26 protein-coding genes are annotated in these 24432 nt (G+C 64.0%); 16 read left to right on the top strand and 10 right to left on the bottom strand.

What is annotated here, in order from left to right:
* The first annotated feature begins 57 nt into the window (after positions 1–57).
* From ACFO3E_RS07720 to ACFO3E_RS07710, 3 genes are all read left to right on the top strand, one after another.
* The gene (locus ACFO3E_RS07720; protein ID WP_066525597.1) at positions 58–354 is read left to right on the top strand and encodes a hypothetical protein; all 297 of its coding nucleotides are present in this window, start codon (positions 58–60) and stop codon (positions 352–354) included.
* Positions 355–461: 107 nt separating this feature from the next.
* Entirely contained in the window at positions 462–761 is a 300-nt protein-coding gene (gene sciP / locus ACFO3E_RS07715; RefSeq protein WP_062112932.1) for a CtrA inhibitor SciP, read from the top strand.
* Positions 762–964: 203 nt separating this feature from the next.
* Positions 965–1219, top strand: a complete 255-nt coding sequence (locus ACFO3E_RS07710; RefSeq protein ID WP_066525599.1) for a GlsB/YeaQ/YmgE family stress response membrane protein — start codon at positions 965–967, stop codon at positions 1217–1219.
* 64 nt (positions 1220–1283) lie between these two features.
* Here the strand turns inward: ACFO3E_RS07710 and ACFO3E_RS07705 are convergent, their stop codons facing one another.
* Positions 1284–1532, bottom strand: a complete 249-nt coding sequence (locus tag ACFO3E_RS07705) for a GlsB/YeaQ/YmgE family stress response membrane protein (RefSeq protein ID WP_066525602.1) — start codon at positions 1530–1532, stop codon at positions 1284–1286.
* Positions 1533–1710: 178 nt separating this feature from the next.
* Between ACFO3E_RS07705 and ACFO3E_RS07700 the strand changes: the two genes are divergently transcribed.
* The 4 genes from ACFO3E_RS07700 to ACFO3E_RS07685 all read left to right on the top strand — a co-directional run bounded on the left by ACFO3E_RS07700 (position 1711) and on the right by ACFO3E_RS07685 (position 8583).
* The gene (locus ACFO3E_RS07700) at positions 1711–2877 is read left to right on the top strand and encodes an efflux RND transporter periplasmic adaptor subunit (protein WP_066525605.1); all 1167 of its coding nucleotides are present in this window, start codon (positions 1711–1713) and stop codon (positions 2875–2877) included.
* 24 nt (positions 2878–2901) lie between these two features.
* Positions 2902–6063, top strand: coding sequence for an efflux RND transporter permease subunit (locus tag ACFO3E_RS07695; RefSeq protein WP_066525607.1), 3162 nt, complete (start codon positions 2902–2904; stop codon positions 6061–6063).
* A 72-nt stretch (positions 6064–6135) separates the two neighbouring features.
* A complete protein-coding gene (locus ACFO3E_RS07690; RefSeq protein ID WP_066525610.1) occupies positions 6136–7401 on the top strand; it encodes a DUF445 domain-containing protein in 1266 nt (421 codons plus the stop codon).
* A gap of 99 nt (positions 7402–7500) precedes the next feature.
* On the top strand, positions 7501–8583 hold the full coding sequence (locus ACFO3E_RS07685; RefSeq protein WP_380803575.1) for an alkene reductase: 1083 nt from the start codon (positions 7501–7503) through the stop codon (positions 8581–8583).
* 141 nt (positions 8584–8724) lie between these two features.
* Here ACFO3E_RS07685 and ribH read toward each other — a convergent pair whose 3' ends face one another.
* From ribH to ACFO3E_RS07655, 6 genes are all read right to left on the bottom strand, one after another.
* Complete coding sequence (ribH, locus tag ACFO3E_RS07680; protein ID WP_066525615.1) at positions 8725–9147, bottom strand: 6,7-dimethyl-8-ribityllumazine synthase; 423 nt, start codon at positions 9145–9147, stop codon at positions 8725–8727.
* 14 nt (positions 9148–9161) lie between these two features.
* Positions 9162–10445 (bottom strand): 3,4-dihydroxy-2-butanone-4-phosphate synthase, encoded by a 1284-nt coding sequence (gene ribB / locus ACFO3E_RS07675; protein WP_066525617.1) that lies wholly within the window; start codon positions 10443–10445, stop codon positions 9162–9164.
* Positions 10446–10519: 74 nt separating this feature from the next.
* A complete protein-coding gene (locus tag ACFO3E_RS07670; RefSeq protein ID WP_066525624.1) occupies positions 10520–11131 on the bottom strand; it encodes a riboflavin synthase in 612 nt (203 codons plus the stop codon).
* Positions 11132–11165: 34 nt separating this feature from the next.
* On the bottom strand, positions 11166–12149 hold the full coding sequence (gene ribD, locus ACFO3E_RS07665; protein WP_257784351.1) for a bifunctional diaminohydroxyphosphoribosylaminopyrimidine deaminase/5-amino-6-(5-phosphoribosylamino)uracil reductase RibD: 984 nt from the start codon (positions 12147–12149) through the stop codon (positions 11166–11168).
* Between the two features lie 11 nt (positions 12150–12160).
* A complete protein-coding gene (locus ACFO3E_RS07660; protein ID WP_066528858.1) occupies positions 12161–12616 on the bottom strand; it encodes a hypothetical protein in 456 nt (151 codons plus the stop codon).
* A 65-nt stretch (positions 12617–12681) separates the two neighbouring features.
* Positions 12682–13374, bottom strand: coding sequence for an energy transducer TonB (locus tag ACFO3E_RS07655; RefSeq protein ID WP_066528860.1), 693 nt, complete (start codon positions 13372–13374; stop codon positions 12682–12684).
* 141 nt (positions 13375–13515) lie between these two features.
* Between ACFO3E_RS07655 and ACFO3E_RS07650 the strand changes: the two genes are divergently transcribed.
* The 4 genes from ACFO3E_RS07650 to ssb all read left to right on the top strand — a co-directional run bounded on the left by ACFO3E_RS07650 (position 13516) and on the right by ssb (position 16987).
* Positions 13516–14181: a COQ9 family protein gene (locus ACFO3E_RS07650; protein ID WP_066525625.1), complete on the top strand. Its 666-nt coding sequence runs from the start codon at positions 13516–13518 to the stop codon at positions 14179–14181.
* A gap of 88 nt (positions 14182–14269) precedes the next feature.
* Positions 14270–14527: a FeoA family protein gene (locus tag ACFO3E_RS07645; protein WP_066528863.1), complete on the top strand. Its 258-nt coding sequence runs from the start codon at positions 14270–14272 to the stop codon at positions 14525–14527.
* Positions 14524–16386, top strand: coding sequence for a ferrous iron transporter B (gene feoB, locus ACFO3E_RS07640; RefSeq protein ID WP_066525627.1), 1863 nt, complete (start codon positions 14524–14526; stop codon positions 16384–16386). Before ACFO3E_RS07645 ends, feoB begins: the two co-directional genes overlap by 4 nt.
* 49 nt (positions 16387–16435) lie before the next feature.
* On the top strand, positions 16436–16987 hold the full coding sequence (ssb, locus tag ACFO3E_RS07635; protein WP_066525633.1) for a single-stranded DNA-binding protein: 552 nt from the start codon (positions 16436–16438) through the stop codon (positions 16985–16987).
* Positions 16988–17100: 113 nt separating this feature from the next.
* Here ssb and ACFO3E_RS07630 read toward each other — a convergent pair whose 3' ends face one another.
* The 3 genes from ACFO3E_RS07630 to ACFO3E_RS07620 all read right to left on the bottom strand — a co-directional run bounded on the left by ACFO3E_RS07630 (position 17101) and on the right by ACFO3E_RS07620 (position 18885).
* The gene (locus ACFO3E_RS07630) at positions 17101–18000 is read right to left on the bottom strand and encodes a UTP--glucose-1-phosphate uridylyltransferase (RefSeq protein WP_066525636.1); all 900 of its coding nucleotides are present in this window, start codon (positions 17998–18000) and stop codon (positions 17101–17103) included.
* Positions 18001–18086: 86 nt separating this feature from the next.
* Positions 18087–18515, bottom strand: a complete 429-nt coding sequence (locus ACFO3E_RS07625) for a hypothetical protein (RefSeq protein WP_066528867.1) — start codon at positions 18513–18515, stop codon at positions 18087–18089.
* Between the two features lie 196 nt (positions 18516–18711).
* Positions 18712–18885, bottom strand: a complete 174-nt coding sequence (locus tag ACFO3E_RS07620) for a DUF1674 domain-containing protein (protein WP_082919566.1) — start codon at positions 18883–18885, stop codon at positions 18712–18714.
* 88 nt (positions 18886–18973) lie between these two features.
* Here ACFO3E_RS07620 and htpX point away from each other — a divergent pair, with 88 nt between their 5' ends.
* From htpX to ACFO3E_RS07595, 5 genes are all read left to right on the top strand, one after another.
* Positions 18974–19903, top strand: coding sequence for a zinc metalloprotease HtpX (htpX, locus tag ACFO3E_RS07615; protein WP_380803570.1), 930 nt, complete (start codon positions 18974–18976; stop codon positions 19901–19903).
* Positions 19904–20015: 112 nt separating this feature from the next.
* The gene (locus ACFO3E_RS07610; protein ID WP_380803567.1) at positions 20016–21308 is read left to right on the top strand and encodes an RsmB/NOP family class I SAM-dependent RNA methyltransferase; all 1293 of its coding nucleotides are present in this window, start codon (positions 20016–20018) and stop codon (positions 21306–21308) included.
* Positions 21309–21340: 32 nt separating this feature from the next.
* On the top strand, positions 21341–21826 hold the full coding sequence (locus tag ACFO3E_RS07605; protein ID WP_066525644.1) for a diguanylate cyclase: 486 nt from the start codon (positions 21341–21343) through the stop codon (positions 21824–21826).
* A gap of 90 nt (positions 21827–21916) precedes the next feature.
* The gene (rpe, locus tag ACFO3E_RS07600) at positions 21917–22579 is read left to right on the top strand and encodes a ribulose-phosphate 3-epimerase (RefSeq protein ID WP_066525646.1); all 663 of its coding nucleotides are present in this window, start codon (positions 21917–21919) and stop codon (positions 22577–22579) included.
* A complete protein-coding gene (locus ACFO3E_RS07595) occupies positions 22576–24345 on the top strand; it encodes a heparinase II/III family protein (protein ID WP_066525648.1) in 1770 nt (589 codons plus the stop codon). The genes rpe and ACFO3E_RS07595 overlap by 4 nt, the downstream gene beginning before the upstream one ends.
* Positions 24346–24432: the final 87 nt, after the last annotated feature.

Here is a 24432-nt window from a genome sequence, read left to right as displayed (position 1 = left end):
TCATTCCGGTAGGGCAAGTTTACCGGACTTTATCCTTTCTTCCCTATCCATCGCCTCATGGATTTCAGTTTTCTTCGGGCGGGGGGGCTTCGGCCAGCCAATGCCAGACCCGTCAGCCGGCCGCACGCGCCGGTCTGGCCGATGCTGCGAGCCGCTTCGGCGGCGGCGCAGGCGGCCAGTCCGACCGCGCAGGCCGTTGCCGGGGTCCTGCGGGGGCAGGACAGTTCGGGCGACTGGATCCAGGACCTGGCCGAAATCTTCGCGCCACGTCCAAGCGGCATGATCGAAGCCGCGCGTCCAACGGGCAGCTTCAACCCGTTGATCGCACAGCATTTAAGAGTGGGGCAAGGATGATGAAGGGGGCGTTTACCGTGGCGCTTTAGCCGATCTTCAGGGCTGACGCGCATATCGGTTGCTGCTGCTGAATTCGGCAACGCCAGTGCCGCTTTTTGAGGGTGAGAATGATAGAAAATCAGAAAATTCGGCCTGCTCAGGTCGTCGGGCCGCTGGGGGAACCCCTAACTCTGGAGAGCCTTCCCCCGGTGAATACGACCCGTTGGGTCGTGCGCCGCAAGGCCGAGGTGGTGGCCGCCGTCAATGGCGGGCTGCTGACCGTTGATGAAGCCTGCGCGCGCTATTCATTGACGCTGGAAGAATTTGCAGGTTGGCAGCGCGCTGTCGATCGGTCGGGCATGCATGGCCTGCGCGTCACGCGCATCCAATATTATAAGTCGCTCTACGAACGGCAGCAGAAATACTGATCATCTGGCCGCCCCCTGCGATTGCGGGGCGGGATTGGAAAAGGGCCGCCGGATGCGCATCCGGCGGCCCTTTCCTTTTTGAGCGCGCCGCGATTCATCCCCAATTGTCAACCCAGAAACATTTTCGACGGAACGCGAAGCCGACTTCTCCGTTGAACAGATCAGCCAACCCGCTGGGGGCGCTGGTCCAAGGAGAGTGTGAAATGGGTATCATTTTGTGGCTTGTTGTCGGCGGTATCATCGGCTGGCTTGCTAGCATGCTAATGCGCACCGATGCGCAGCAGGGCATCCTTTTGAACATCGTCGTGGGTATCGTGGGCGCTTTCATCGGCGGCCTGATCTTCAGCGGCGGTTCGATCAACGAAGGCCTGACGCTCTATAGCTTCCTCGTTTCCCTGGTGGGCGCGGTCGTGCTGCTCGCCATCGTCAACCTGGTCCGTCGCGGATCGGTACGCTAACCGACCCGAAAGCTTAGCTGGCGGGTATGAAGGGCTGCGTTTCGGCGCAGCCCTTTTTGTATGCCTAGCGACGGTTGGCGAACAAGCGATAGATAATGAGTACGCCGATCGATCCCAGCACCGCCGCCAGGAAGCTTGCGCGCTCCCCTGGCTCATAGACGCCGAGCAGACGGCCGACATAGCCCGCGAGCAACGCCCCGGCGATCCCTAGCAATACGGTCAGCACGCAGCCGCCCGGGTCGCGGCCGGGCATCACCAGCCGAGCGATCGCGCCTGCGAACAGGCCAACGATGATCCACCCGAGCAATTCCATCCTAGCCTCCCGCGCTTAACTTAGGTCATAGCGCCATAGCCGCGCCGGTTTGGCAAGGGAGACGCTCACCCGCCAGCGTTGCTCCACCGATGCGCAAAGTGTATGGAGGGTTGAGCCAGGTGCGTTATTTAGATAATACAGCGCTTGAACGGCCAGGCCGCCGAATGATGGAAGCAGGATGAACTACGAAACTCAGGTCGCCGGGGATGCCCCGGTGCGCATCTTCGCTGAGGAACCGCAGCCTGCGCGGCGGCGGGCGCTGGTCATCGGCTCGATCGTGGCGATCATCCTGGTCGCCATTGCAGCGTGGGTCTCGATGCACGGCAAGGGCGCGGAAGCGCCCGCCGCGGAGCAGGCCCCGGTGGTTACCGTCATCGTCCCCGGTCAGTCGGTGGTCCCGCGCACGATCAGCGGCACTGGTTCGCTCGCCGCCCGCGTGGAAATGCCTGTAGGTGTCGTGGGCGAAGGCGGTGAAGTACGGCAGGTGCTGGTGCAGCCGGGCGATTGGGTTCGGGCCGGGCAGGTGCTGGCGGTGATCGAACGGTCGGTCCAGGCCGAGCAGATCCGGTCGCTGGCGGCGCAGGTTGAGGTCAACCGCGCTGATGCGAAGCTGGCTCAGGCCCAACTCGACCGAGCGCGTGCGCTGGTGAAGCGTGGCTTCATCAGCCAGGCGGATATTGATCAGCGCACCGCTACTCGCGATGCCGCGAACGCGCGCGTGAACGTCGCCGTGGCGCAACTCGCCGAACAGCGCGCGCGGACGGGTCGGTTGGACATCCGCGCACCTGCGGCGGGTCTGGTCCTGACGCGGGATGTCGAGCCGGGCCAGATCGTCGGATCGGGCAGCGGCGTGCTGTTCCGCATGGCGAAGGGCGGCGAAATGGAATTGCTGGCGCAGTTGAGCGAGGGCGACCTCACCACGCTGCGACCGGGAAACAGCGCAACGGTCACCCCAATCGGCAGCCAGGCGCAGTTCAGCGGACGGGTATGGCAGGTCTCGCCAGTGGTCGATCCGCAAACCCGGCAAGGCATCGCCCGCATCGCCATAGCCTATAATGCGGCGATCCGCCCGGGCGGTTTTGCGTCCGCTTCGATCGTCAGCGGCAGCGGCACCGCGCCTATGCTGCCGGAATCGGCTGTCCAGACCGACGCCAAAGGCCATTATGTCTATGTCGTCAACGCACGCGGGGAGACCGAGCGGCGCGATGTCGAGGTGGGCCAGGTGTCGGAGAAGGGCGTTGCGGTAACGCGCGGCCTGAATGGCAATGAACGCATCGTGGCGTCGGCGGGCGCCTTCCTGCGACCGGGGCAGAAGGTCCGACCGCAACTGCAAAAGGCCGGATAAGACCGCGCCGGCGAGGAAGCCGTCATGAGTTTTCGCAATATTTCAGCCTGGGCCATCCGTAATCCGGTGTCGCCGCTCGTGCTGTTCGTCGCGCTGCTGATCGCTGGCGCGGTCAGCTTCGGCCGCATGGACATCAACCAGCAGCCCGACATCAGCTTTCCCATCGCACAAGTGCTGGTGCTGCAGCCAGGCGCCGCGCCGCCCGAACTGGAAACCCAGGTGACGCAGCGGATCGAGGCCGCCGTGCGCGGCATCAGCGGCGTCGATGAAATCACCTCGACCGTGTCCGAAGGTCAGTCGATGACGATCGTGCAGTTCCAGATAGGGACGCCGATCGACCGCGGGGTCAATGACGTCAAAAATGCCGTCGATCAGATCCGCAGCGACTTGCCCGAAGGCATTTTGGAGCCGCAGGTGACGCGGCGGGATGCTGACGGGCCGATCGCCTATTTCAGCGCTGAAGCCACCGACATGACGCTGGAGCAATTGTCCTGGTATGTGGACAATACGGTCGCCAAGCGGCTGCTCGCCGTTCCCGGCATGGCTGCGGTCAAGCGCGGGGGCGGCGTCACGCGCGAGATCCGTGTGATACTGGACCCCGTCAAGCTGCAATCGCACGGCATCACCGCTGCGCAGGTCAATCAGCAGTTGCAGCAGGTCAATCTCAACGCGGCTGGCGGCCGCACGGAAATTGCCGGGGCGGAGCAGGCCATCCGCGTCCTTGGCAACGCCCGCGACGCCTATGCCCTGGGCCAAACTCAGATCGCGATCGCAGGCGGACGCACAGTGAAGCTGGCCGACCTTGCAGACGTGCGTGACATGTATGCGGAGCAGCGGTCGCTTTCGCTGATGAACGGCACGCAGGTGACGAGCTTCAGCATGGAGAAGGCGAAGGGTTCGTCAGACGTCAACGTCTTCGACAATGCGCTCAAGGTGCTGGAGCAGTTGAAGAAGGAAAATCCGAAGATCCGCTATAAGCAGCTCTTCACCAGCGTCGAATATACCAGGAGCCAATATCATTCGGCGATGGCGTCGATGATCGAAGGCGCGGTGCTGGCGGTCGTCATCGTGTTCCTGTTCCTGCGGGACTGGCGCGCGACGATCATCGCGGCGCTGGCCATTCCCTTGTCGGCCATCCCGACCTTCTGGTTCATGGACATGATGGGCTTCACGCTCAACATGACCTCGCTGTTGGCATTGAGCCTAGTGGCGGGCGTGCTGGTTGATGACGCGATCGTGGAGATCGAGAATATCGTCCGCCACATGCGCATGGGCAAAACCGCCTATCAGGCGGCGATCGACGCGGCCGACGAGATCGGCCTCGCCGTGCTCGCGACGACAATGGCGATCGTGGCCGTGTTCCTACCGGTCGCGCTGATGCCGGGCATTTCGGGGCAGTTTTTCATCCAGTTCGGCATGACCGTGGTCGTGGCCGTGTTGCTGAGCCTGGCCGTAGCGCGCCTGATCACGCCCATGGTCGCCGCCTATTTCCTGAAGGCTCATGGGCAGGAAAGCCATGGCGAAGGGTGGTTGATGGACGTCTATATGCGCGTCCTGCATTGGTCGCTCGACGAACGTGCATCGAACGCCTATCGGGCGCGCGGCGCACGGCCACGCTTTGCCGCCTGGTTGCGTGACCACCGCGTCTGGACGGTGGGCATAGGGGCGCTAGCCTTCGCCGCAACCATGGTCGCATTTGCGACACTGCCGATGGCCTTTCAGCCGTCGATGGACACGGACTTCAGCCAGGTAAAGATCGAAACCGTGCCGGGCAGCACGCTGGAGCAGACGGCGGGGGTCGCCCGGCGCGTGGCGGACATATTGGCGGCGGACAAGGACTATGTCGATGCAGCCTTTGCCGATATCGAACCAACCAGCGCTAACATCTATCTGACGCTGCGGAAGGACCGGCCTGCCTCGTCGGTCGAATGGGAGCGCAACGTAGCGCCGAAGTTTCAGCAGATCGCCGACGCGCGGGTCAATTTCCAGTCGCAGGCAGGCGGCGGTTTTGGCCGTGACGTAACGATCATGCTGGGAAGCGACAATGCGGAGTTGCTGGAGCAGACGGCCAACAAGCTGGTTTCCGAGATGTCCGGAGTGCGGGAAGTCCGCGCACCGCGGGTGCAGGGCGACATGAACCGGCCGGAAATCATCATCAAGCCGCGCTTCGATCTGGCTGCAAATCTCGGCGTCACCACCGCCGCGCTCAGCCAGACGATCCGGGTGGCGACGATCGGGGAGATCGATCAGAACAGCGCCAAATTCTCGCTATCCGACCGGCAGATCCCGATCCGCGTCGCGGTTGCCGAAGACAGCCGGCGCGACATTGCGACGATCGAGAATATGCCTGTGCCGACGGTCAGCGGAGGCTCCGTGCCGCTGAAGGTCGTCGCCGACGTCGAATTTGGCGCCGGGCCGACGCAAATCCGCCGCTATAACCAAATTCGCCGCATCGTCGTTGACGCGGACTTTGCGCCCGGCATCGTCAGCAGCCAGGCGATGAAGAAGATCAACGCCCTGCCGACGATGAAGGCGGTTGAGGAAGGGCGCATCGCAGGCATCCAGAAAATCAACACCGGCGAGTCCAAATGGCAGGCCGAAATGGTGATGAACTTCGTCGTCGCGGTGATATCCGGCGTCATGCTGGTGCTGGCGGTGCTGACGCTGCTCTACAAGCGGCTGATGCCGCCCTTCGTTAATCTGGGCTCGCTGCTGCTGGCGCCGCTGGGTGGGGCACTGGCGCTGCACCTGACCGGCAACCCGATTTCCATGCCGGTGCTGATTGGCCTGTTGATGCTGCTCGGCATCGTCGCCAAGAATTCGATCCTGGTGATCGATTTCGCGCTGGAGGAAGTGCAAAAGGGCGTGCCGCGCTTCGACGCGATCGTGGATGCAGGGCACAAGCGGGCGCAGCCGATCGTCATGACCACGGTCGCCATGGTCGCGGGCATGGTGCCGACCGCATTGTCACTGGGCGGCGACAGCGCCTGGCGTGCGCCGATGGGCATCACCGTGATCGGCGGCCTGCTGCTGTCCACCCTGCTGACGCTGGTGATCGTGCCCGCGACGTTCAGCTTGGCACTGGAGATCGAGGAATGGGCGGGCCCGCGCCTCAGCCGCCGTCTGCTCACCTACAAACCGGGTGATGACGCGGCCCATGAAGGCGCGGCGCAACCGGCTGAATAAGGCAGAGGACAGGCGGCGTGGCGAAAGAAGCGCTTGTCTGAACGAAACGGCGGCGTAACCGTTGGTCGGACAATGAAGCTGCTTCCCGTTCCCCTTCCCGCCGCCGATGCGCCGGTTCGCTCCTCGCGCGATATGCGTATGGTGGCGACGGGCATGTTGCTCGCCATGGCGGCGCTGTTCCTGATCGCGCGGGCGACAACCCATGTCCATCCCGCCATCGGCTTCGTCCAGGCGTTCGCCGAGGCGGCGATGGTGGGCGGCCTTGCCGATTGGTTCGCCGTCACCGCGCTGTTTCGCCATCCGTTGGGCCTGCCCATCCCGCACACGGCGATCATTCCGCGCAACAAGGACCGGATCGGCGACACGCTGGCGCTGTTCCTGCGCGATAATTTCTTGACCCCTGCCGTCGTCGCCCGGCGCATGCAACGGCTGGACGTCGCGGGCGCGACGGGGCGCTTCCTCGCCAGCCCTTCAGGCGGAGATGGCCGACTGCGCGAAGGCGCGTCACGGCTGGCCGCGGACATGCTGGAGGCGTTGGACCAGGAACGGCTGGGCGGCATGGTGAAGGGCGCCATCGCGCAGCGGCTTCGGGGCGTGAACCTGTCGCCGCTGATCGGCCAGGCGATCGAAGCGGCGATGCGCGACGGCCGCCATGCGCCGGTGATGGACGGCATCATACATTGGGCGGACCGCACGCTGGAAGCCAATGACCATCTGATCCGCCAGATGGTTCATGACCGCGCAGGCAAGATATTGCGCTGGACTGGGCTGGATGAAAATCTTTCCAATGCGATCATCGATGGCCTGCGGCGACTGCTGGCGGAAATGGCGGCCGATCCCGGCCACAGCCTGCGCCTCAAGGCGGAAGAAGGCATGACGAAGCTGGCGCAGGACCTACAATTCGATGCCGGCATGCAGGAGCGCGTCTCCCGCATCCGCGACGAGATCGTCGATAATCCCGCAATGCAGCGCTGGATCGACGGCCTGTGGGAGCAGGCCCGGTCCGGGCTGCTGCGCGCAATACGCGATCCGGGGAAGGCAATGGCAGGGCGTCTGGGCGAAGCGCTGCAGCAATTGGGCGGGACGCTGCAGGAAAATGCCCGGCTGCGCCTATTGATCAACCGTTTCGTGCGGCGCGCGGCGGTAGGCGCGACGGCGGCCTACGGCGATTCCATCGTGACACTGGTCAGCGAAACGGTGCGCGGCTGGGACGCGGGCACAGTGACCAGCCGGCTAGAGGGCGCAGTGGGACGGGACCTGCAATATATCCGGATCAATGGAACATTGGTTGGCGGGCTGGTGGGCCTGGCGATTCACTGCGTCGATACATTCTTCTGAAATTTGCGCTCTAAAATCCTTGAAAGAGCCTCCGGCCATCCCTAGCTGGCGTCGGCAAGGTAACTGCGTTGCAATTTGCAACTTTGATAAGGGGAAATCATGACCAGCCTCTTCGATCCCGTACAGCTCGGCGCCGTCACGGCCCGCAACCGCATCTTCATGGCGCCCCTGACCCGCGCCCGCGCGACCCACGATCATGTGCCCACGCCGATCATGGCAGATTATTACCGGCAGCGTGCATCGGCCGGGCTGATCATCAGCGAAGGCATCGGCGTGTCGCAGCAGGGGCTTGGCTGGCCCTATGCAGCCGGTATCTGGTCTGCCGAGCAAGTGGCTGCGTGGAAGCCGGTGACGCAGGCAGTGCATGACGCGGGCGGCCGCATTTTCGCGCAGCTCTGGCACATGGGCAGGCTGGTGCATTCGAGCGTCACAGGTGAGCAGCCTGTATCATCCAGCCCCGTCACGGCCCCAGGCCACGCGCATAGCTATGAAGGCAACAAGCCCTATGAGCAGCCGCGCGCGTTGGAAGCAGAGGAAATCCCGGCCCTGATCGCGACTTATGTCACGGCCGCGCGCAACGCCCGTGAAGCAGGATTTGACGGCGTGCAGATCCATGCCGCCAATGGCTATCTGATCGACGAGTTCCTGCGTGATGGCGTCAATCAGCGGCAGGACGCTTATGGCGGCAGCCCGGAAAATCGCGCACGTTTGTTGCGCGAGATCACACAGGCGGTTGCGGACGCGATCGGTGCGGATCGCACGGCGGTTCGGCTGTCGCTGAACGGCGCGTCGCAGGGAACGGACGACAGCGATCCTGCGAGCCTATCTGCCGCCATCGCACAGGCGTTGGAACCGATCGGCCTCGCTTTCGTGGAAATGCGCGAACTGCGGCAGGACGGGACGCGTGGCGCCAGCGACGTGCCACGCCAGTCTCCGATCGTGCGCCGTTACTTTAGCGGCCCGTTGGTGCTGAACAGCGATTATGATGTGGCCCGCGCTCAAGAGGATCTGGCCAGCGGCCTAGCCCAGGCGATCAGCTTTGGCCGGCCCTTCATCTCCAACCCCGACCTGCCCGACCGCTTTTCGGCGGGCGCGCCGCTCAATGCGTTGAGCGAAGGCACGCTCTATACGCAGGGCGCGGAAGGCTATGTCGATTATCCAGTGCTTGCCAAGGCTGGGTGACGGGCTTCAGCCGCTTGGGTCGGGCGGGTGCGGGAAGTTGCGCCTAGGTGTCTGGACTTCGCCCGAGACCAACGGATTTTGATAATGGAGGAAAGGGCCGCCTGTATTAGGGGGCGGCCCTTTCTTCATTTCAGCTTAAGCTCAGGCGCTGAATTTCTCGCGGAGCGCCAGCATGGCGAGGGCCGCCTTAGCCGCCTCGCCGCCCTTGTCCTTTTCGTCCGGACGGGCGCGGGTCAGGGCTTGCGCCTCGTTTTCCACGGTCAGGATGCCGTTGCCGATCGGGATGCCGTCCATGCTGAGCGCCATCAGGCCGCGCGCGCTTTCGTTCGAGACCACTTCGAAATGATAGGTCTCGCCCCGGATCACGACGCCGATCGCGACGAAGCCGTCATAGCGGCCGGTTTCCGCCGCCAGCGCCACCGCACCGGGAATCTCAAGCGCGCCGGGCACGGTCACGACCTCATATTTATGCCCTTCCGCATCGAGCGCAGCGGCGGCGCCTTCGATCAGAAGGTCGTTGAGATGGTCGTAGAAACGCGCTTCAACGATCAGGAATTTCGCCACGGCTGATGTCCTTCTTATAGCTCGACGGACCGCTGCCCAACCACGGCGAGGTCATAGCCGTCAAGCGCGATCAGGCTGTGATGCGTGTTGCTGAGCAGGATCATGTCATGGACGCCGAGGTCGGCGAGGATCTGCGCGCCGACGCCATAGTCGCGAAGCTCATCCATACCGCTGCCAGGCTGACCGGCATGATGGCGCAGGATGCGGCTGACAAAGTCCACCGGCGAGGTGCCGGTCAGGACGACGATGATGCCCGCCCCTTCCTGCGCGATGATTTCCATCGACTTGGCGAGCAAACCGCGACGAGGGCCGGTGGCGCCATAAACGTCGTCGAGCAGCGAAAGCTGATGGACGCGGACCAAGGTGGGCTCGTCGGGAGCGACATGGCCCTTTTGCAGCACCAACTGCTCGCTATGCGTCGCCTTGTTGTAGAAGCTGATTGCCTTCCAATCGCCGCCCCACTCACTCTTGAACGTGGTTTCGGCGCGGCGTTCGACCATATGATCGTGGCGGCGGCGATAGGCGATGAGATCGCGGATCGTACCGATCTTCATCTTATGCTTCTGCGCAAAGGGGATGAGGTCGTCGAGGCGTGCCATCGTGCCGTCGTCCTTCATCACTTCGCAGATGACGCCGGAAGGGTTGAGCCCGGCGAGGCGCGCTACATCGACCGCCGCTTCGGTATGGCCGGTGCGCACCAGCACGCCGCCATCCTTGGCGACCAGCGGGAAGACATGGCCGGGGGTGACGATATCGTCCCGGCCCTTCGATCCGTCGATCGCGACGGAGATGGTACGGGCGCGGTCGGCGGCGCTGATGCCGGTCGTGACGCCTTCACGCGCTTCGATCGAGACGGTGAAAGCGGTTTCGTGCCGAGTGCCATTGTTGCGGCTCATGAGGTCGAGGCCCAGTTCCTCGACCCGGTTCTTGGTCATGGCTAGGCAGACGAGGCCGCGGCCATGGGTCGCCATGAAATTGATCGCGTCGGGCGTCGCCATTTGCGCAGGGATGACGAGGTCGCCCTCATTCTCACGGTCTTCGTCATCAACCAGGATGAACATGCGGCCGTTGCGCGCTTCGTTGATGATCTCTTCCGGACTGGCGAGCGCGGTCCCGCCTTCGCGGCGAAGGAGGTAGCTTTCCAGCTTGCCCAACGTGTCGGCGGTCGGGTTCCAATCGGGTTCGCCCAGCTTGCGCAGGCTGTTGGCGTGCAGACCAGCGGCGCGGGCCAGACCGGAACGGGACATGCCGCCTTCGTTGACCAATGTACGGACGGTATCAATAAGCGCAGATGACATGACACGACTCTCCTGTGGCACAAGGGCCTTGTCAGGAGGGTATCACATTATAATGTGATTTTATCAAGCAGGAATCACACTGCTCCGCGAAGGCTTTGCATCCGGTCGAGATAGCGAGCAAGCACGTCAATCTCCAGATTGAAGGTCCGGCCGGGTGTCAGCTGGTCAAGCGTGGTTGCTGCGGCGGTGTGCGGGATGATGTTGAGACCGAAATGCACCGAACCGTCCGGCTGGTCCTCCACGCTATTCACGGTCAAAGAAATGCCATCGAGCGTGATCGACCCCTTGGCCGCGAGCGCCGGGGCCAGAGCGGCGGGGGCGTCGATGACGAGGCGCGTTGAATCGCCTTCGGGGGTGGCGGACACCAGGGTGCCGATCCCATCGACGTGGCCGGTGACGATATGGCCGCCCAACTCGTCGCCGACCTTGAGTGCGCGTTCGAGGTTCAGCCGTCCGCCCTGCACCCAGAGCCCCGGCGCCGTGCGCGTGACTGTTTCGGCGGACAGATCGACGGCGAACCAGCCCTCCCCCTTTTCCACTACAGTGAGGCACGCTCCTGAGCAGGCGATCGACGCGCCGATCGCGACGCCGTCCATGTCATAGGCCGAAGCGATGACTAGGCGCAGGTCGCCGCGCTGCTCGGTAGAGCGGATGGTGCCAATATCGGTGATGATGCCGGTGAACATGGGTGGTGCGGTCCTGCTGCCTATAAGCCGCGCTCTAGGCGCTGCGCTGCCTTTCGTAAACCTCGAGCCGGTCCTCGCCCAGCTTGCGCTCGTCCGTCAGCCGCCAGCGGCCATGGGCCTGCGCGAGATCGGAGAGGCCGATGTCGCCGAGACCGGGAAGCCCTGAACCGATCAGGATCGGGGCGCGGTAGAGCAACAGCCGATCGACCAGATCGGCGTGGAGGAAGGAGGCTGCGGCAGCGGCTCCGCCCTCTATCAAAAGATGATCGACATGGGCGAGCGCGGCGATGTCCCCCGGGTGCTCGATCGCCTCCCAGCCCTTTGGCGCGGCGCCACGGCTCAACAACAGGCGGCGGGGGGAGCGATTTTCCAGCCCTCTGAGCCGTACGTCGAGACGCGGCTTGTCGGCGCGAAGCGTGCCGCCCCCGACCAATATGGCGTCATGCCGCGCACGTTCGAGATGGGCATGGGCGCGCGCGGCTTCGCCAGTGATCCAGCGGCTCGACCCATTCTTGAGCGCGATGCAGCCGTCGAGCGAAAGGCCAAGCTTCAAGGTGACGGCGGGGCGGCCCAGCGTCTGGCGCAGCACGAAGCCACACATGGCGGACGCTGCTTCCTGGGCCATCAGGCCCATTTCAACCTGGATGCCGCGCGCACGCAGATGCTCCGCGCCCTGTCCATCGGTGCGGGGATCGGGATCGCGCAAGGCGATGACGACGCGCGTCACCCCTGCCCGCGCCATCAGGTCGGCGCAGCGAGGGCCGCGTGCGGAAAGGTGGAAGCAGGGCTCCAGCGTCACATAGGCCGTCGCGCCACGCGCCTGGTCCAGCGCTTGGTCAAGCGCCTGCGCCTCCGCATGGGGACGGCCGCCTTTTTGCGTCCAGCCGCGCCCGACGACCACGCCGTCGCGGACAATCAGGCAGCCGACATTGGGATTGGGCGTGGAAAGCCCGCGCCCGCGTTCGGACAGGGCGATGGCCGCTGCCATGAAACGGCGGTCGTCAGTGGAATCGGCCATAGCGCGTTCGGTCAAGGCTGACGGGTTTGAGGTGCGGCCTTCTCCGCCGCCTCCGCCTTTGCAAGCCGCGAGTCGAGCTGCGCGTTGATTTCCTTCAGCGCTTCCTTCCGCCGAGCGCTGTTGCGAGCTTCTTCGGTCCGCCAGTCGATGCCGAAGGCGTCGGCCCAGCCCTGCATCTGCTTCTGGCGCTTCTGCAGCGCCGCCTCGCTCTTCGCGAGGTCGATCTTCTGCTGCAGGATGATAGCCGCGTCTGACCGGCTGGCATCCCAGCTTTGTATGTAGATGATCTTGTTGCGGGTCGGCATGGTGTTGGTGTTGGCATCGACCACGAAGACCCAGATGATCACATAGGTGATCGCGATCGACAGGCCGAGCAGCGGCCATTTATGTGGCCGATTCTCGCGAAAATAGGTCCACAGGTCGCTGAGAGCGCTCTTGGGAGAGACCGGACGGGGGAAGATCGCCATCGTGGATATATAGGGGATGCCGCAGCCGGATGCAAAGCCGGCGCTTGCATCCGGCGAGAGCGCGCTCACCTGTCGGTCAGCTTGAAGTGGACCGTCAGCACCTTGCTGCTGGCGACCGCAACGCCATCGCGAGTCGCGGGGCGGAAGCGCCATTTACGCAGGGCGTGGCGCTGAGTGGCGATCCAAAAGGCTTCATCGGTTGCGGATATGCGCGCTATGTCCGTTACCCGTCCGTCGGCGTTGATGGTGACGCGGACCGTGACGGAGCCTTCCAGCCCCTGGCGGATCATCGATCCCGGATAGTCCGGCTGGAAGGCCGCGAGCGCCTTGGGATCGATTTTGGGTTCGACCAGTACGGGCTCATAAGGAGGATTGATGGGCGGGAGGATGATCTCATTCCCGCCAGAACCCTCACCAGTATCGCCGCTACCGAGCAGGTCTTTAGCGCCACTATCGGGCACATTCACCACACTGTCCGTCTTGCCGGGCGCGGGATCGGTTTTGACCCGAACCGGCAGCTTGGATTCCGGAGGCTGGGGCTGCGGTTCGGGCGGCGGCGGCGGGTGGAGTGGGATCTGGTTGCCGATGAAGATTTGCGGCACATAGGGGGCGATGACCTCCTTGGGCATCAGGAGGAAGGCCCCTGCGACCAGAGCATGTACCGCTATCGTCGCGCCGATCCCAACGGGCGATCCGCCACTTCCCCGGTAGCCCGACTGCCCCTGACCGCCCATTGGGTGCATCGCCATAAACGTCATCGCATCCTCCATCCTCTGCGCGATCTTGCTCACCGCTCCAAAGATGATGTTACATCATATCTCATGATATGTTGCAACATCATCTTTGGAGGAGAGGCGGGGCGCTTGTGCGTGAGGCAGCCGGACCTTACGATAGGCGCTATGAGTCCATTGCCTGAAGACCCGACCCTCGACGAAGTCCGCGCCTATCTGGCGCCGATCCTGCCGCGCCATGCTGCGTTCGACGGCTGGCGCGCTGAAGCGGTGATGATGGCCGCGGCGGAAGGAAGCGTGGACAGAGAGATCGCGCAACTCGCCTTCTCGGCGGGCGCCATGGACATGATCGACGCCTGGTTCGCTAGCATCGACGCGCGCATGATCGAAGCGCTGCCCCCCGAAAAGATCGCGACCATGTCGATCCGCCAGCGCATCACGGCGCTGATCACCGCGCGGCTCAAGCTGCTGGCGCACGACCGCGAAGCCTTGCGCCGGGCGCTGGCCGTGATGGCCATGCCGCAAAACAGCGCGCGGGCGGCAAAGCTCGGCTGGCGCGCGGCGGATGTGATGTGGCGCGCGGGCGGAGACAGCGCGACGGACTTTAATCATTACAGCAAGAGACTGACCCTGGCGGCAGTCTATGCCGCGACCCTGCTGGTCTTTGTTGATGACGAAAGCGAAGATTGGGCGGACAGCCGCGCCTTCCTCGATCGGCGGATCGAAGGCGTGATGCGGTTCGAACGCGCCAAAGCCAAGTGGAAGGGCGTCGGCGGCGGCGAGCGGCTGAGCCTTTCCCGCTTCATCGGCAGGCTGCGCTACCCGGCGGTATGATCTGCCGGGGCCGGACGGCGATTCAGTCTGGCCTTTTCCTATCTATATTGATAGTCACTCGCAGCTAATGTCTGCGAGTTTTCCTTCCTTGCGCCTGACCGAACTGCCGCTGCGCCAGCCCGCCTATGTGGATCTGATCGACTGGAGCGCGCTATCCGCTTCGGACGGGCAGCGATTGCGCGAATTTGGGCTTTGCCAAGGTGCAAGCGTCGAAGCGCTGCACCATGGCGGGCTGCTGGGACGGGGTCCCATCGCCTGCAAGGTCGGACGCATGACCATAGCGATGCGGCGCAACCATGCGGCCGCGATCAGCGTGTGCATCGGCCCCCGGGACGATGAGACATGAGCACGCTGCCGCTGGTCGCGCTGGTCGGCAATCCCAATGCAGGCAAGAGCGCGCTGTTCAATGCGCTGACCGGCGCGCGACAGAAGCTGGGCAACTATCCCGGCGTCACCGTGGAACGGAAGGCGGGCCGCCTATCGCTGTCGGACGGACGGCCGGTCGAGCTGGTCGATCTGCCCGGCACCTACAGCCTTAATCCCACCAGCCCGGACGAGCAGGTGACGCGCGACGTGGTGCTTGGCAAGCAGCAGGGCGAACGGCTGCCCGACGCGCTGGTCGTCGTGGTCGATGCGTCGAACCTCGACAATCATTTGCGGTTCGCGCTTGAACTGCTCTCGCTTGGCCTGCCTACGGTCATCGCGCTCAACATGGTGGACCTCGCCACCCGCGATGGATTGGAACTGGACGCCGCCATCCTGTCACGCGAGCTGGGGGTGCCTGTCATCCCCACCGTTGCCGTCCGCAAGCGCGGGCTTGACCATCTACGCACCGAACTCGACACGCTTTTCGACGACAGCACGCACCTGGTGCGGGCTTCCAGCGGGCCACGCGACTTCGACATGCTGCGCAGCGAAGCGCGGCGCATCGCCCAGACGGCAGTGGTACGGGAAACGCCGTCGCGCCGCCTGACCGCTGCGGTCGATCGGGTCGCCTTGCATCCCATTGCTGGCCTTGCCCTGTTACTGGGCCTGCTGTTCGTCATGTTCCAGGCGGTCTATGCTTGGTCCGAAGCGCCGATCGCAATGATCGAGGGGATGGCCGAGGCGGCTAGCAACGGGGTCCGCGACGCCCTGCCTGATGGCTTGCTGCGCTCCTTCCTAGTGGACGGCGTCATCAACGGCGTGGGATCGGTCGTCGTGTTCCTGCCGCAAATCCTGATCCTATTCTTCTTCATCCTGATGCTGGAAGCCACCGGTTATATGGTTCGCGCCGCCTTCCTGATGGATGGGCTGATGGCGCGGGTCGGGCTATCGGGCCGGGCCTTCATCCCGCTGCTTTCCTCCTTCGCCTGCGCTGTGCCGGGGATCATGGCGACCCGCACCATTGCGGACCCCAAGGATCGGCTGACCACCATTTTGATCGCGCCGCTCATGACCTGTTCGGCGCGGCTGCCGGTCTATGCGGTCATCATCGGCGCGTTCATCCCGGCCCGCAATGTTGGGTTGGGAATCGGGCTGCAGGGGCTGGTCCTCTTTTGTCTTTATGTCGCGGGGATCCTGGGGGCCATGCTGGTGGCGCTGGTGCTGCGCATGACCGTCACCAAGGGAGCAAGTGGCGGCTTCCTGATGGAGATGCCGAAATATCAGTGGCCCCGCCCGCAGGACGTACTGCTGGGCCTATGGCAGCGCGCCGTCATCTTCCTGAAGCGCGCGGGCACCATCATCTTCACATCGACAGTGATCCTATGGGTGTTGCTGAGCTTTCCCAAGACGCCCGAGAATAGCGGCGTCAGCCAGGTGAATTATTCCATCGCCGGACGCATCGCCAATGGCCTTAACGTCGTGCTGGAACCCATCGGTTTCAATCGCGACATTTCGCTGGCGCTGATCCCCGCCATGGCGGCGCGCGAGGTCGCGGTATCGGCGCTTGCTACCGTCTATTCGCTCGACGCAGGCGATGACGAGGCGAAGCTGGAGCGGAGTTTGGGCGACCGGCTAAAGGATAATTGGCCGCTGCCGACCGCCCTCGCCTTCCTGGCCTGGTTCGTTTTTGCGCCGCAGTGCATTTCGACCATTGCGGTGACGAAGCGGGAGACCAATGGTTGGAAATGGCCGCTCTTCATGATCGGCTACCTCTTCGCGCTGGCCTATGCGGCTGCTGGACTGACTTTTTGGACGGCGACCGCCATCGGTTTAGGGTAGCGTCCGCAAGCCAGCCGATTATAAGAACCTCCAAAGTATCGGAGGAAATATGGCGGGTTCGGTCAACAAGGTCATTCTGGTGGGCAATCTGGGCGCGGACCCGGAAGTCCGCAGCTTCCAGAATGGCGGCAAGGTGTGCAACATCCGCATCGCGACGTCCGAAACTTGGAAGGACCGCAATTCGGGGGAGCGCAAGGAGCGCACCGAATGGCATAGCGTCGCGATCTTCTCCGAAGGTCTGGCGGGCGTCGCCGAGCGCTATCTGCGCAAGGGCAGCAAGGTCTATGTCGAGGGCAAGCTCCAGACCCGCAAGTGGCAGGACCAGTCAGGCAATGATCGTTATACGACCGAAGTCGTGCTGCAGGGGCCGAGCGCCGTTTTGACGATGCTCGACGGCGCGGGTGGTGGCCAGGGCGGCGGACGGTCGCAGGGTGGCGGTAGCGACTGGGGCGGTGGTTCCGGCGGCGATTACGATGATTTCGGCGGTAGCGGCGGCGGCTTCGGTGGCAGCAGCGGCGGTGGCCGTCCGTCAGGCGGCGGCCGGGGTGGCGCAGGCGGGCCGAACTTCGACAATGACCTGGATGATGAAGTGCCGTTCTGAGGGGTGGCCGTTCGGTAAACAAAAGCGCCCCAGCCAGTTGGCGGGGCGCTTTATTTTTTCCTCATCCTTAACCTCGTTCAGCATGAGCGGAGGCTAAAGGGTTTGCGCCGCTTTCAGGCAGCCGCAGCGATCTGAGTGGCGGCAAGTTCTTCCGTTGCGAAGCGGCGGATATGGTCGCCCAAGTCCTCGCGCTCGAGCGCCAGTGCGAAGTTCGCCTCGATATAACCCGCCTTCGACCCGCAATCGAAGCGGCGGCCGTCGAAAGTGACGCCGTGAAAAGGTTGCTTTCCAATCATCGACGCCATGGCGTCGGTCAGCTGAATCTCGCCGCCTGCGCCCTTTTCCTGGGTCTCCAGGATCTTCATGACCTCCGGCTGCAGGATGTAGCGGCCCGGCAGGATGAGGTTGGATGGAGCGGTGCCTGGAGCAGGCTTTTCCACCAGACCCTTGATCTCGGTCAGCGCCCCATCGCGCTTGCCCGGATCAATCACGCCATAGTTAGGCGTTTCGGCCATCGGCACTTCAAGCGCGCAGACCAGATTGCCTCCCACCTGATTATAGGCATCAACCATCTGCTTGAGACATCCCCGGCCAAGTGCGCCCTTCATGAATTCGTCGGGCAGCAGGATAGCGAAGGGTTCGTCGCCCACGATATCGCGGGCGCACCATATGGCGTGACCAAGGCCCAGCGGCTCCTGCTGGCGCAGGAAGACGGCGTTGCCAGGGGCAAGGCGCGTGCCGTCCAGGGCAGACAGATCCTTGCCGCGTTCGCGCTGTGTCGCCTCGGCCTCATAGGCCATGTCGAAATAGTCCTCGATCGCGCCTTTGCCGCGGCCGGTGATGAAAATCATCTGCTCGATGCCCGCCTCACGCGCTTCATCGACGGCATATTGGATCAACGGGCGATCGACGACGGGCAGCAATTCCTTGGGCACCGATTTGGTTGCAGGCAGAAAGCGCGTGCCGAGGCCTGCGACGGGGAACACGGCTTTGCGTATCGGCTTGTAAGGCATGGTACTCCATTCTCGCTAGACGCGCGGACAGGCTTCGCCCTCCGCGCCTTAAAGGTCAAGCATAGCGGGAGGATTACCTCGCCCGGTCAGACGGCCAGCAGGCGCTGCGCCACCGTTTCGAGCGAAGAGATCTCCGCATCGAGATGATCAAGCGAGACATGCGTATGATTGTTCCGCGCGTCGCGGCAGGTGAAGCCGCCGGGCGCAGGCTGCTGAAAGCCGCCAATGATAAGCGATCGGAAGCGATCGATCCTTTGCATGTGTCGCTCGATATCCGAAATCTCCGACAGGGCGCTGGCGTTGCGCTTGTCGCGCATCGCCACCATCGTGCGGAGTTCGGTCATCAGTTTCGCCATGCCCGGGCGGGTCCGGGCGCCGACGGTTCGGACGTCACCCATAGCCTCCCGCATCATGGCGATCTTCGCCTCCAAACTCTGTTCCAGCATCGTCCAGGCACAGACCAGACGACCTACGGCACAGAGAAGCGCCGCATCCTCCGGCGCATAATCAGACACCGCCCTCACCTTTATCTCGGTTATATGATTCACGACCCACCCCCGGCTCTGTTTTGATCTTTTGCCCGGACGAATCCTGCACGGAACAAGGCGGTAAAGGCTAGAGGCGCGGGTCACACCGCCCGCAACGGGGGCACAGGCCAGCGGAAGACGTGCCAAATCAGCGATGAACCGATCGCGGTTGAAACCGACCCAGTCAAAAATCGATAGCGATTCCCTTGCGTTCCCAGTCCCCGTAACGGACAGGGCTGAATTCTTCCTCGTGCCGTGAGGGGTTATGGAGGGGGTCGGGTTGGGGCAACGGCGGGCTCTTGGACAGGTGCGCAGGCGGCTTCACGTGCGCCGGGCGCTTGCCGTTGAATGTTCCCATGTTCGAAGCCTTTCATTTGCGATGGCGCGCGGGCCATCCCATATTCATGCGCGGCCGGCTATCTGGGCCGTGAGGGAGTAAAAGACAAGTGAGTGGTATGAGGACGGTGATGCTGTTGTCTGCGCTGACGGCGCTGTTCATGGCATTGGGCTATACGCTGGGCGGCAGCGGCGGCGCGGTGATCGCGCTGCTGGTGGCGGCGGGGATGAACCTTTTCACCTTCTGGAATGCCGACAAGATCGTGCTGTCGATGCACAATGCGCGGGAAGTGGATAGCGAGAGCGCGCCCGAATATTATGGCCTGGTCCGTGATCTTGCGCAGCGCGCGGGCCTTCCCATGCCGCGTGTCTATCTGATCGACGAGCCGCATCCCAATGCCTTCGCGACCGGACGGGATCCCGATCATGCCGCGGTCGCCGCGACCACCGGCCTGCTGTCCATGCTCACCCGTGAGGAAGTCGCGGGCGTGATGGCGCATGAACTTGGCCATGTAAAAAATCGCGACACGCTGATCATGACGATGGTCGCAACGATTGCGGGCGCCATTTCCATGCTGGCTAATTTCGGGCTGTTCTTCCGCGGCGGCGACCAGGAAAACGGCCATCGCAACATCGTCGCGACGCTGCTGGCCGTCATAGTTGCGCCCTTTGCCGCGATGATCGTCCAAATGGCGATCAGCCGGACGCGCGAATATGGCGCGGATGCCGCCGGTGCGCAGATCAGCGGCAATCCCCGCGCGCTCGCGTCAGCACTGGCCAAGATTTCGGGCGGGGCGGAGATGATCCCCAATCCGGTCGCGCAGCGCAATCCGGCCGCTGCCCAGCTCTATATCGTGCCAGTACATGGGAGCGAACTCTTCTCGACCCATCCCGCAACGGAAAAACGCATCGCGGCGCTGGAAGCGATGGCGGGAAGGACGGGAGCGGCAGCACCCACCCCGCGAGCGTCGGCGCTCAGCCCTGTGGCCACGCCGATGCGCCGCCGGTCGAGCGCGCTTGATCCGCTGCGCCGGGACTGAGTCGCTCGGTCATCCTGCCCGCAGGAGATCCCAGCTTTTGCTGGGATGACGAAGTTGGCGACGGGCGCCGAACGGTAGTTACTTTTCGCCCCGATTGTCCTAGGCGCGGCTGATGGCACGCCACCTCGCCTCCCGATCCGATGACATTCCCGGCCTCCCGACGCGGCGGGCGGCGCTTCGCCTGCTGGACGCCGTGCTGCGGCGGGGCGATCCGCTGGAGCTAGCGCTGCATGGGGCGGCGCAGGGTTTGGCGCCTGCCGATCGGGCGCTGGTCCACGCCATCGCTGCGGAAACCTTGCGCCACCTGCCCGATCTGGATGCGCTGATCGATGGCGCTACTCGGCAGCCGCTTCCCTCCGACGCCAAGGCGCGGATGGTTTTGCGCATCGCGCTTATCCAGGTGCTGGCGTTGGGCACAGCGCCTCATGCCGCGATCGCCACCGCTTTGCCGCTGGTCGATGGAGGGCCGCGCAAGTTGGTCCACGGCGTCTTCGGAACGATCACACGCGCCGCCCCCACCCTGCCCGAGCCGCCGACCTTGCCCGCCGAGGTGGTCACGCGCTGGTCGGCGCTCTGGGGGGAGGCCATGCCTGCTGCGGCCGCCCGCGCCTTTTCGGTACGTCCGCCAATCGATGTCAGCCTGCGCGATCCGGCGGAGACTGCCGATTGGGCCGAAAAGCTCGGCGGCCGGAGCTTAGCATCGGGCCATGTCCGCCTGCCCAGTCACGCATCAGTGACAGAACTGCCCGGCTTTGCCGAGGGCGCCTGGTGGGTCCAGGATCTTGCCGCATCCTGTCCGGCGCGGCTTCTGGCTATGGGCGAGGAGCGGACGGTGCTCGACCTCTGCGCAGCGCCGGGGGGCAAGACAATGCAACTCGCCGCCGCCGGATGGCAGGTGACGGCCGTCGATCAATCGAAGAAACGACTGGAACGGCTTAGCGACAATCTGAAGCGAACCGGCCTTTCCGCTGCCATTGTGCAAGCCGACCTGCGGCAATGGGAGCCCGCCGCGCCAGCCGACGCCATTCTGCTCGATGCACCGTGCAGCGCCACCGGCATCTACCGCCGTCATCCCGATGTACTGCACCGGATCGGGCCGCGCCAAATCGATGAGCTTGCCGAGTTGCAGGCGGCGCTGCTCAAACGGGCGGCACAATGGCTGAAGCCTGGGGGGGCGATGGTTTATGCCACCTGTTCGCTGGAACGGGCCGAGGGTGAAGAACAACTGCACGCGTTCCTGCAGGAAAATTCCGACTTCACGATAAAGCCCGCAGACACGGCCCTACTGCCCCAAGGCATTGAGCCCAGTGCGGAAGGCTGGCTACGCACATTGCCGGACACGCTGGCTGACGAGGGCGGCACGGACGGCTTTTTCATCGCCCGGCTTGTCCGCGCCCCGCAATAATCTTAAGCTCGCGCCGTCTAGAAAGGTCCAGCGTGCGCCCGACCGAGCCCCTTCCCCTGCACCATAGCTGGCCGCTGCACGACCTGCATCAGCATCTGGCATCGGCGACGCTCGACGACCATACGGCGCGTGACGACGAAGCGCTGGCGGAGCGGGGCCTTGGCCTGTGGCATTGCGACCTTGGCGACAATAGTCTGTCATGGACCAGCGGCGTCTATGATCTGTTCGGGATAGAGCGGGACATGGTCGTGCCCCGCGACCTGGCCGTCTCCCTCTACGCACCGGATTCGCGCGAGGCGATGGAAAGGCTGCGCGCCTATGCCATCCGGCATCGACGGGGCTTCACTCTGGACGTTGAAATCCGCCCGCTGGACGGCGGCGACTGCACGATGCGCCTTATCACCGCGCCGATCCTGAAGGGTGCGCAGGTAATTGCGCTGCATGGAGTGAAGCAGTTTTTGCCGCGTGGCTCCGCGGCTTCACGCGGGCTTGATCCGACCATTTTCGTTCTCCCTTGAAGCTGCGGCCGCCTGAGCCGAAAATCCCTGTGGATAAGCTTGAAGAGGAGCGTTGCCCTGGGCTCTAGGCGCGGCTAGAGCCGACTGTTGATGACCAGCCCGATCCTTATCTCGCCCTCCATCCTGTCCGCCGACTTCGCCCGTTTGGGCGAGGAGGTTCGCGCCATCGACGAGGCGGGCTGCGACTGGATCCATATCGATGTGATGGACGGCCATTTCGTGCCCAATATCACCATCGGCCCCGGTGTGGTGAAGGCGCTGCGTCCCCACAGCAAGAAGCCGTTCGACGTTCATCTGATGATCTCGCCGGTGGACCAGTATCTTGACGCCTTTGCGCAAGCGGGCGCTGATATCCTGACCGTTCATCCGGAAGCGGGGCCACACATCCACCGCTCGATCCAGCATATCAAGTCGCTGGGCGTGCAAGCGGGCGTAGTGCTGAACCCCGGCACCCCGGCAAAGATGCTCGATTATCTGATCGACGATGTCGATCTGATCCTGGTGATGAGCGTCAATCCGGGCTTTGGCGGCCAGAGCTTCATCGAAAACCAGCTCCGCAAGATCGAAGCCATCCGCAAGATGATCGAAAAAAGCGGGCGCGACATCCGTCTGCAGGTCGATGGCGGCATCGACTTCACCACCGCGCCGCGCGCGATCGAGGCGGGTGCGGACGTACTGGTCGCGGGCACGGCCACCTTTCGGGGCGGCCCGGCGGCCTATGCGGACAATATCCGGAAGCTCAAGGGCGGGTGAGCGACGCAAAGCGCAATCCCAGTCCTTCGACCGCCGATCCGGCAGGATCAGAACCAGCCGACGACGGTATCGAACAGGGCAAGCGGCTCATCCGCGTCGCGGATGACAAGGGGCTGTCGCTGGCTCAACGGATTGCCAACCGCTTTTATTTGATGAGTTGGAAGACGCCGATTCACGGACGGCGGCTCAAGGGCAAATATCCTCTCAAGCTGCTCGCCGTTCCGGATGATGAAATCCCTGGCGATCCCAAGGCGGGCCAGGCGATACGCGCGGGCTATTTCCTGTTTCGCGGTTTGAAGCAGCCGATCAATGCGCTGGATTTCGAGCGGCTGGCGCTAATCCCCGCTTTCGCCGACTATTTGCACAGCTTCGCCTGGTTGCGGGATCTCGCCTCGGCCGCAACCCGCGAGCAAGGCGCGCCGGTGGCGGAAGCGGTGCTGCGCAAATGGCTGGAGGTGCATGCCGACACGCCGAGCGAGCCAGCATGGCGCGCCGACAATGCGGGCTGGCGGCTGCTCTTCTGGTCGGCCCATGCGCCACTGATCCTGTCGTCGAGCGATCTGGTCTATCGTTCGCTGGTTCTCAACTGCATCGCGCGCACCGCCCGGCACTTGGACCGGGGTGCGGACAAGGCTCCGCCGGGCCTGCCGCGTCTGGTCTCCTGGGGCGGCATCGTCGCGGCGTCGATGCTGCTGCCGGGCGGCGCTGCACGCAAGATTTTCGGCGAAGCGGGGCTTAAACGAGCAATTGAAAACGCCGTCCATGGCGATGGCGGCATCCTGTCCCGCTCACCGCTGGATCAGTTGGAAGCGATCATGCTGCTCACGATGGTGCGGGCCGTCTATGACGTGCGCCGCGAGCAGGCCCCGGCGTTCATCACCGAAGCGCTCGGCCGGATGGTTCCGGCGCTGCTCGGCCTTTGCCATGGCGACGGCGGCCTTGGCAGCTGGCAAGGCGCTGGCGCCATCGATCCCGCCACCATCGAAGCGGTGGTCCGCGCGAGTCGAGTGCGCGCCCGTCCGCTTCGCCAAGCGAGTGATTGGGGATATCAGCGGCTGGTGGCCGGAACCACCATCGTCCAGATCGACGCCGCACCGCCCCCCGTTGCGAGACTGGCGGACGCGGGATGCGCTTCCACCACCGCGATCGAGATTAGCGACGGTCCGCAGCGGCTGATCGTCAATTGCGGCGGCGCAGCGCTGAGCGGGGCATGGATGCCCGATGGACTGGCGCAGGCGCTGCGCACTACCGCAGCGCACAGCACGTTGGTGCTCGACGACAGCAATTCCACCGCCCTTTTGCCGGATGGCACGCTGGGCCGCGGCGTGACCGAGGTGGAACTGCACCGGCAGGAGCAGGAAAGCGGCAGCCGTATCGAGATCAGCCATGACGGCTATGTCCGGCGGCTAGGCTATGTTCATCGCCGCTTGCTGCTGGTGAGCAGCGACGGCAAGGAAATCCGCGGTGAGGATATGTTGACCCCCGCTGCTCGCCGTCGCAGGCCGGTGAAACTCCCCGCGCAGCTCCGCTTCCACCTCGCCCCCGGGGTAGAGCCCACCGCGACTGCGGACGGAATGGGCGCCCTGCTGCGCATCGATCTTGGCGCGATATGGCAGTTCCGCGCCAATACCGGCAAGCTGGCGATCGAGGAAAGCCTGTGGGTGGACAGCGAAGGCCGGCCCCACGAAAGCCGCCAGCTCGTGATCACGGCCGAAGCTCTGCCTGGCGGATCGACCATCGGGTGGCTTTTCAAACGGATGGGTTGACGAGTCCCTCCCGCCAAATCCTATCGCTTGCCGCATCCGCCCAGCAGGATTAGAGGGCGCGGCGAGCCATTGCAGCACACAGGACCC

Source organism: Sphingobium tyrosinilyticum (genome assembly GCF_042654265.1).
GTDB classification, from domain to species: domain Bacteria; phylum Pseudomonadota; class Alphaproteobacteria; order Sphingomonadales; family Sphingomonadaceae; genus Sphingobium; species Sphingobium tyrosinilyticum.
Note: the sequence above shows the minus strand (reverse complement) of the source record. Positions and strands in the feature narration are given on the sequence as shown.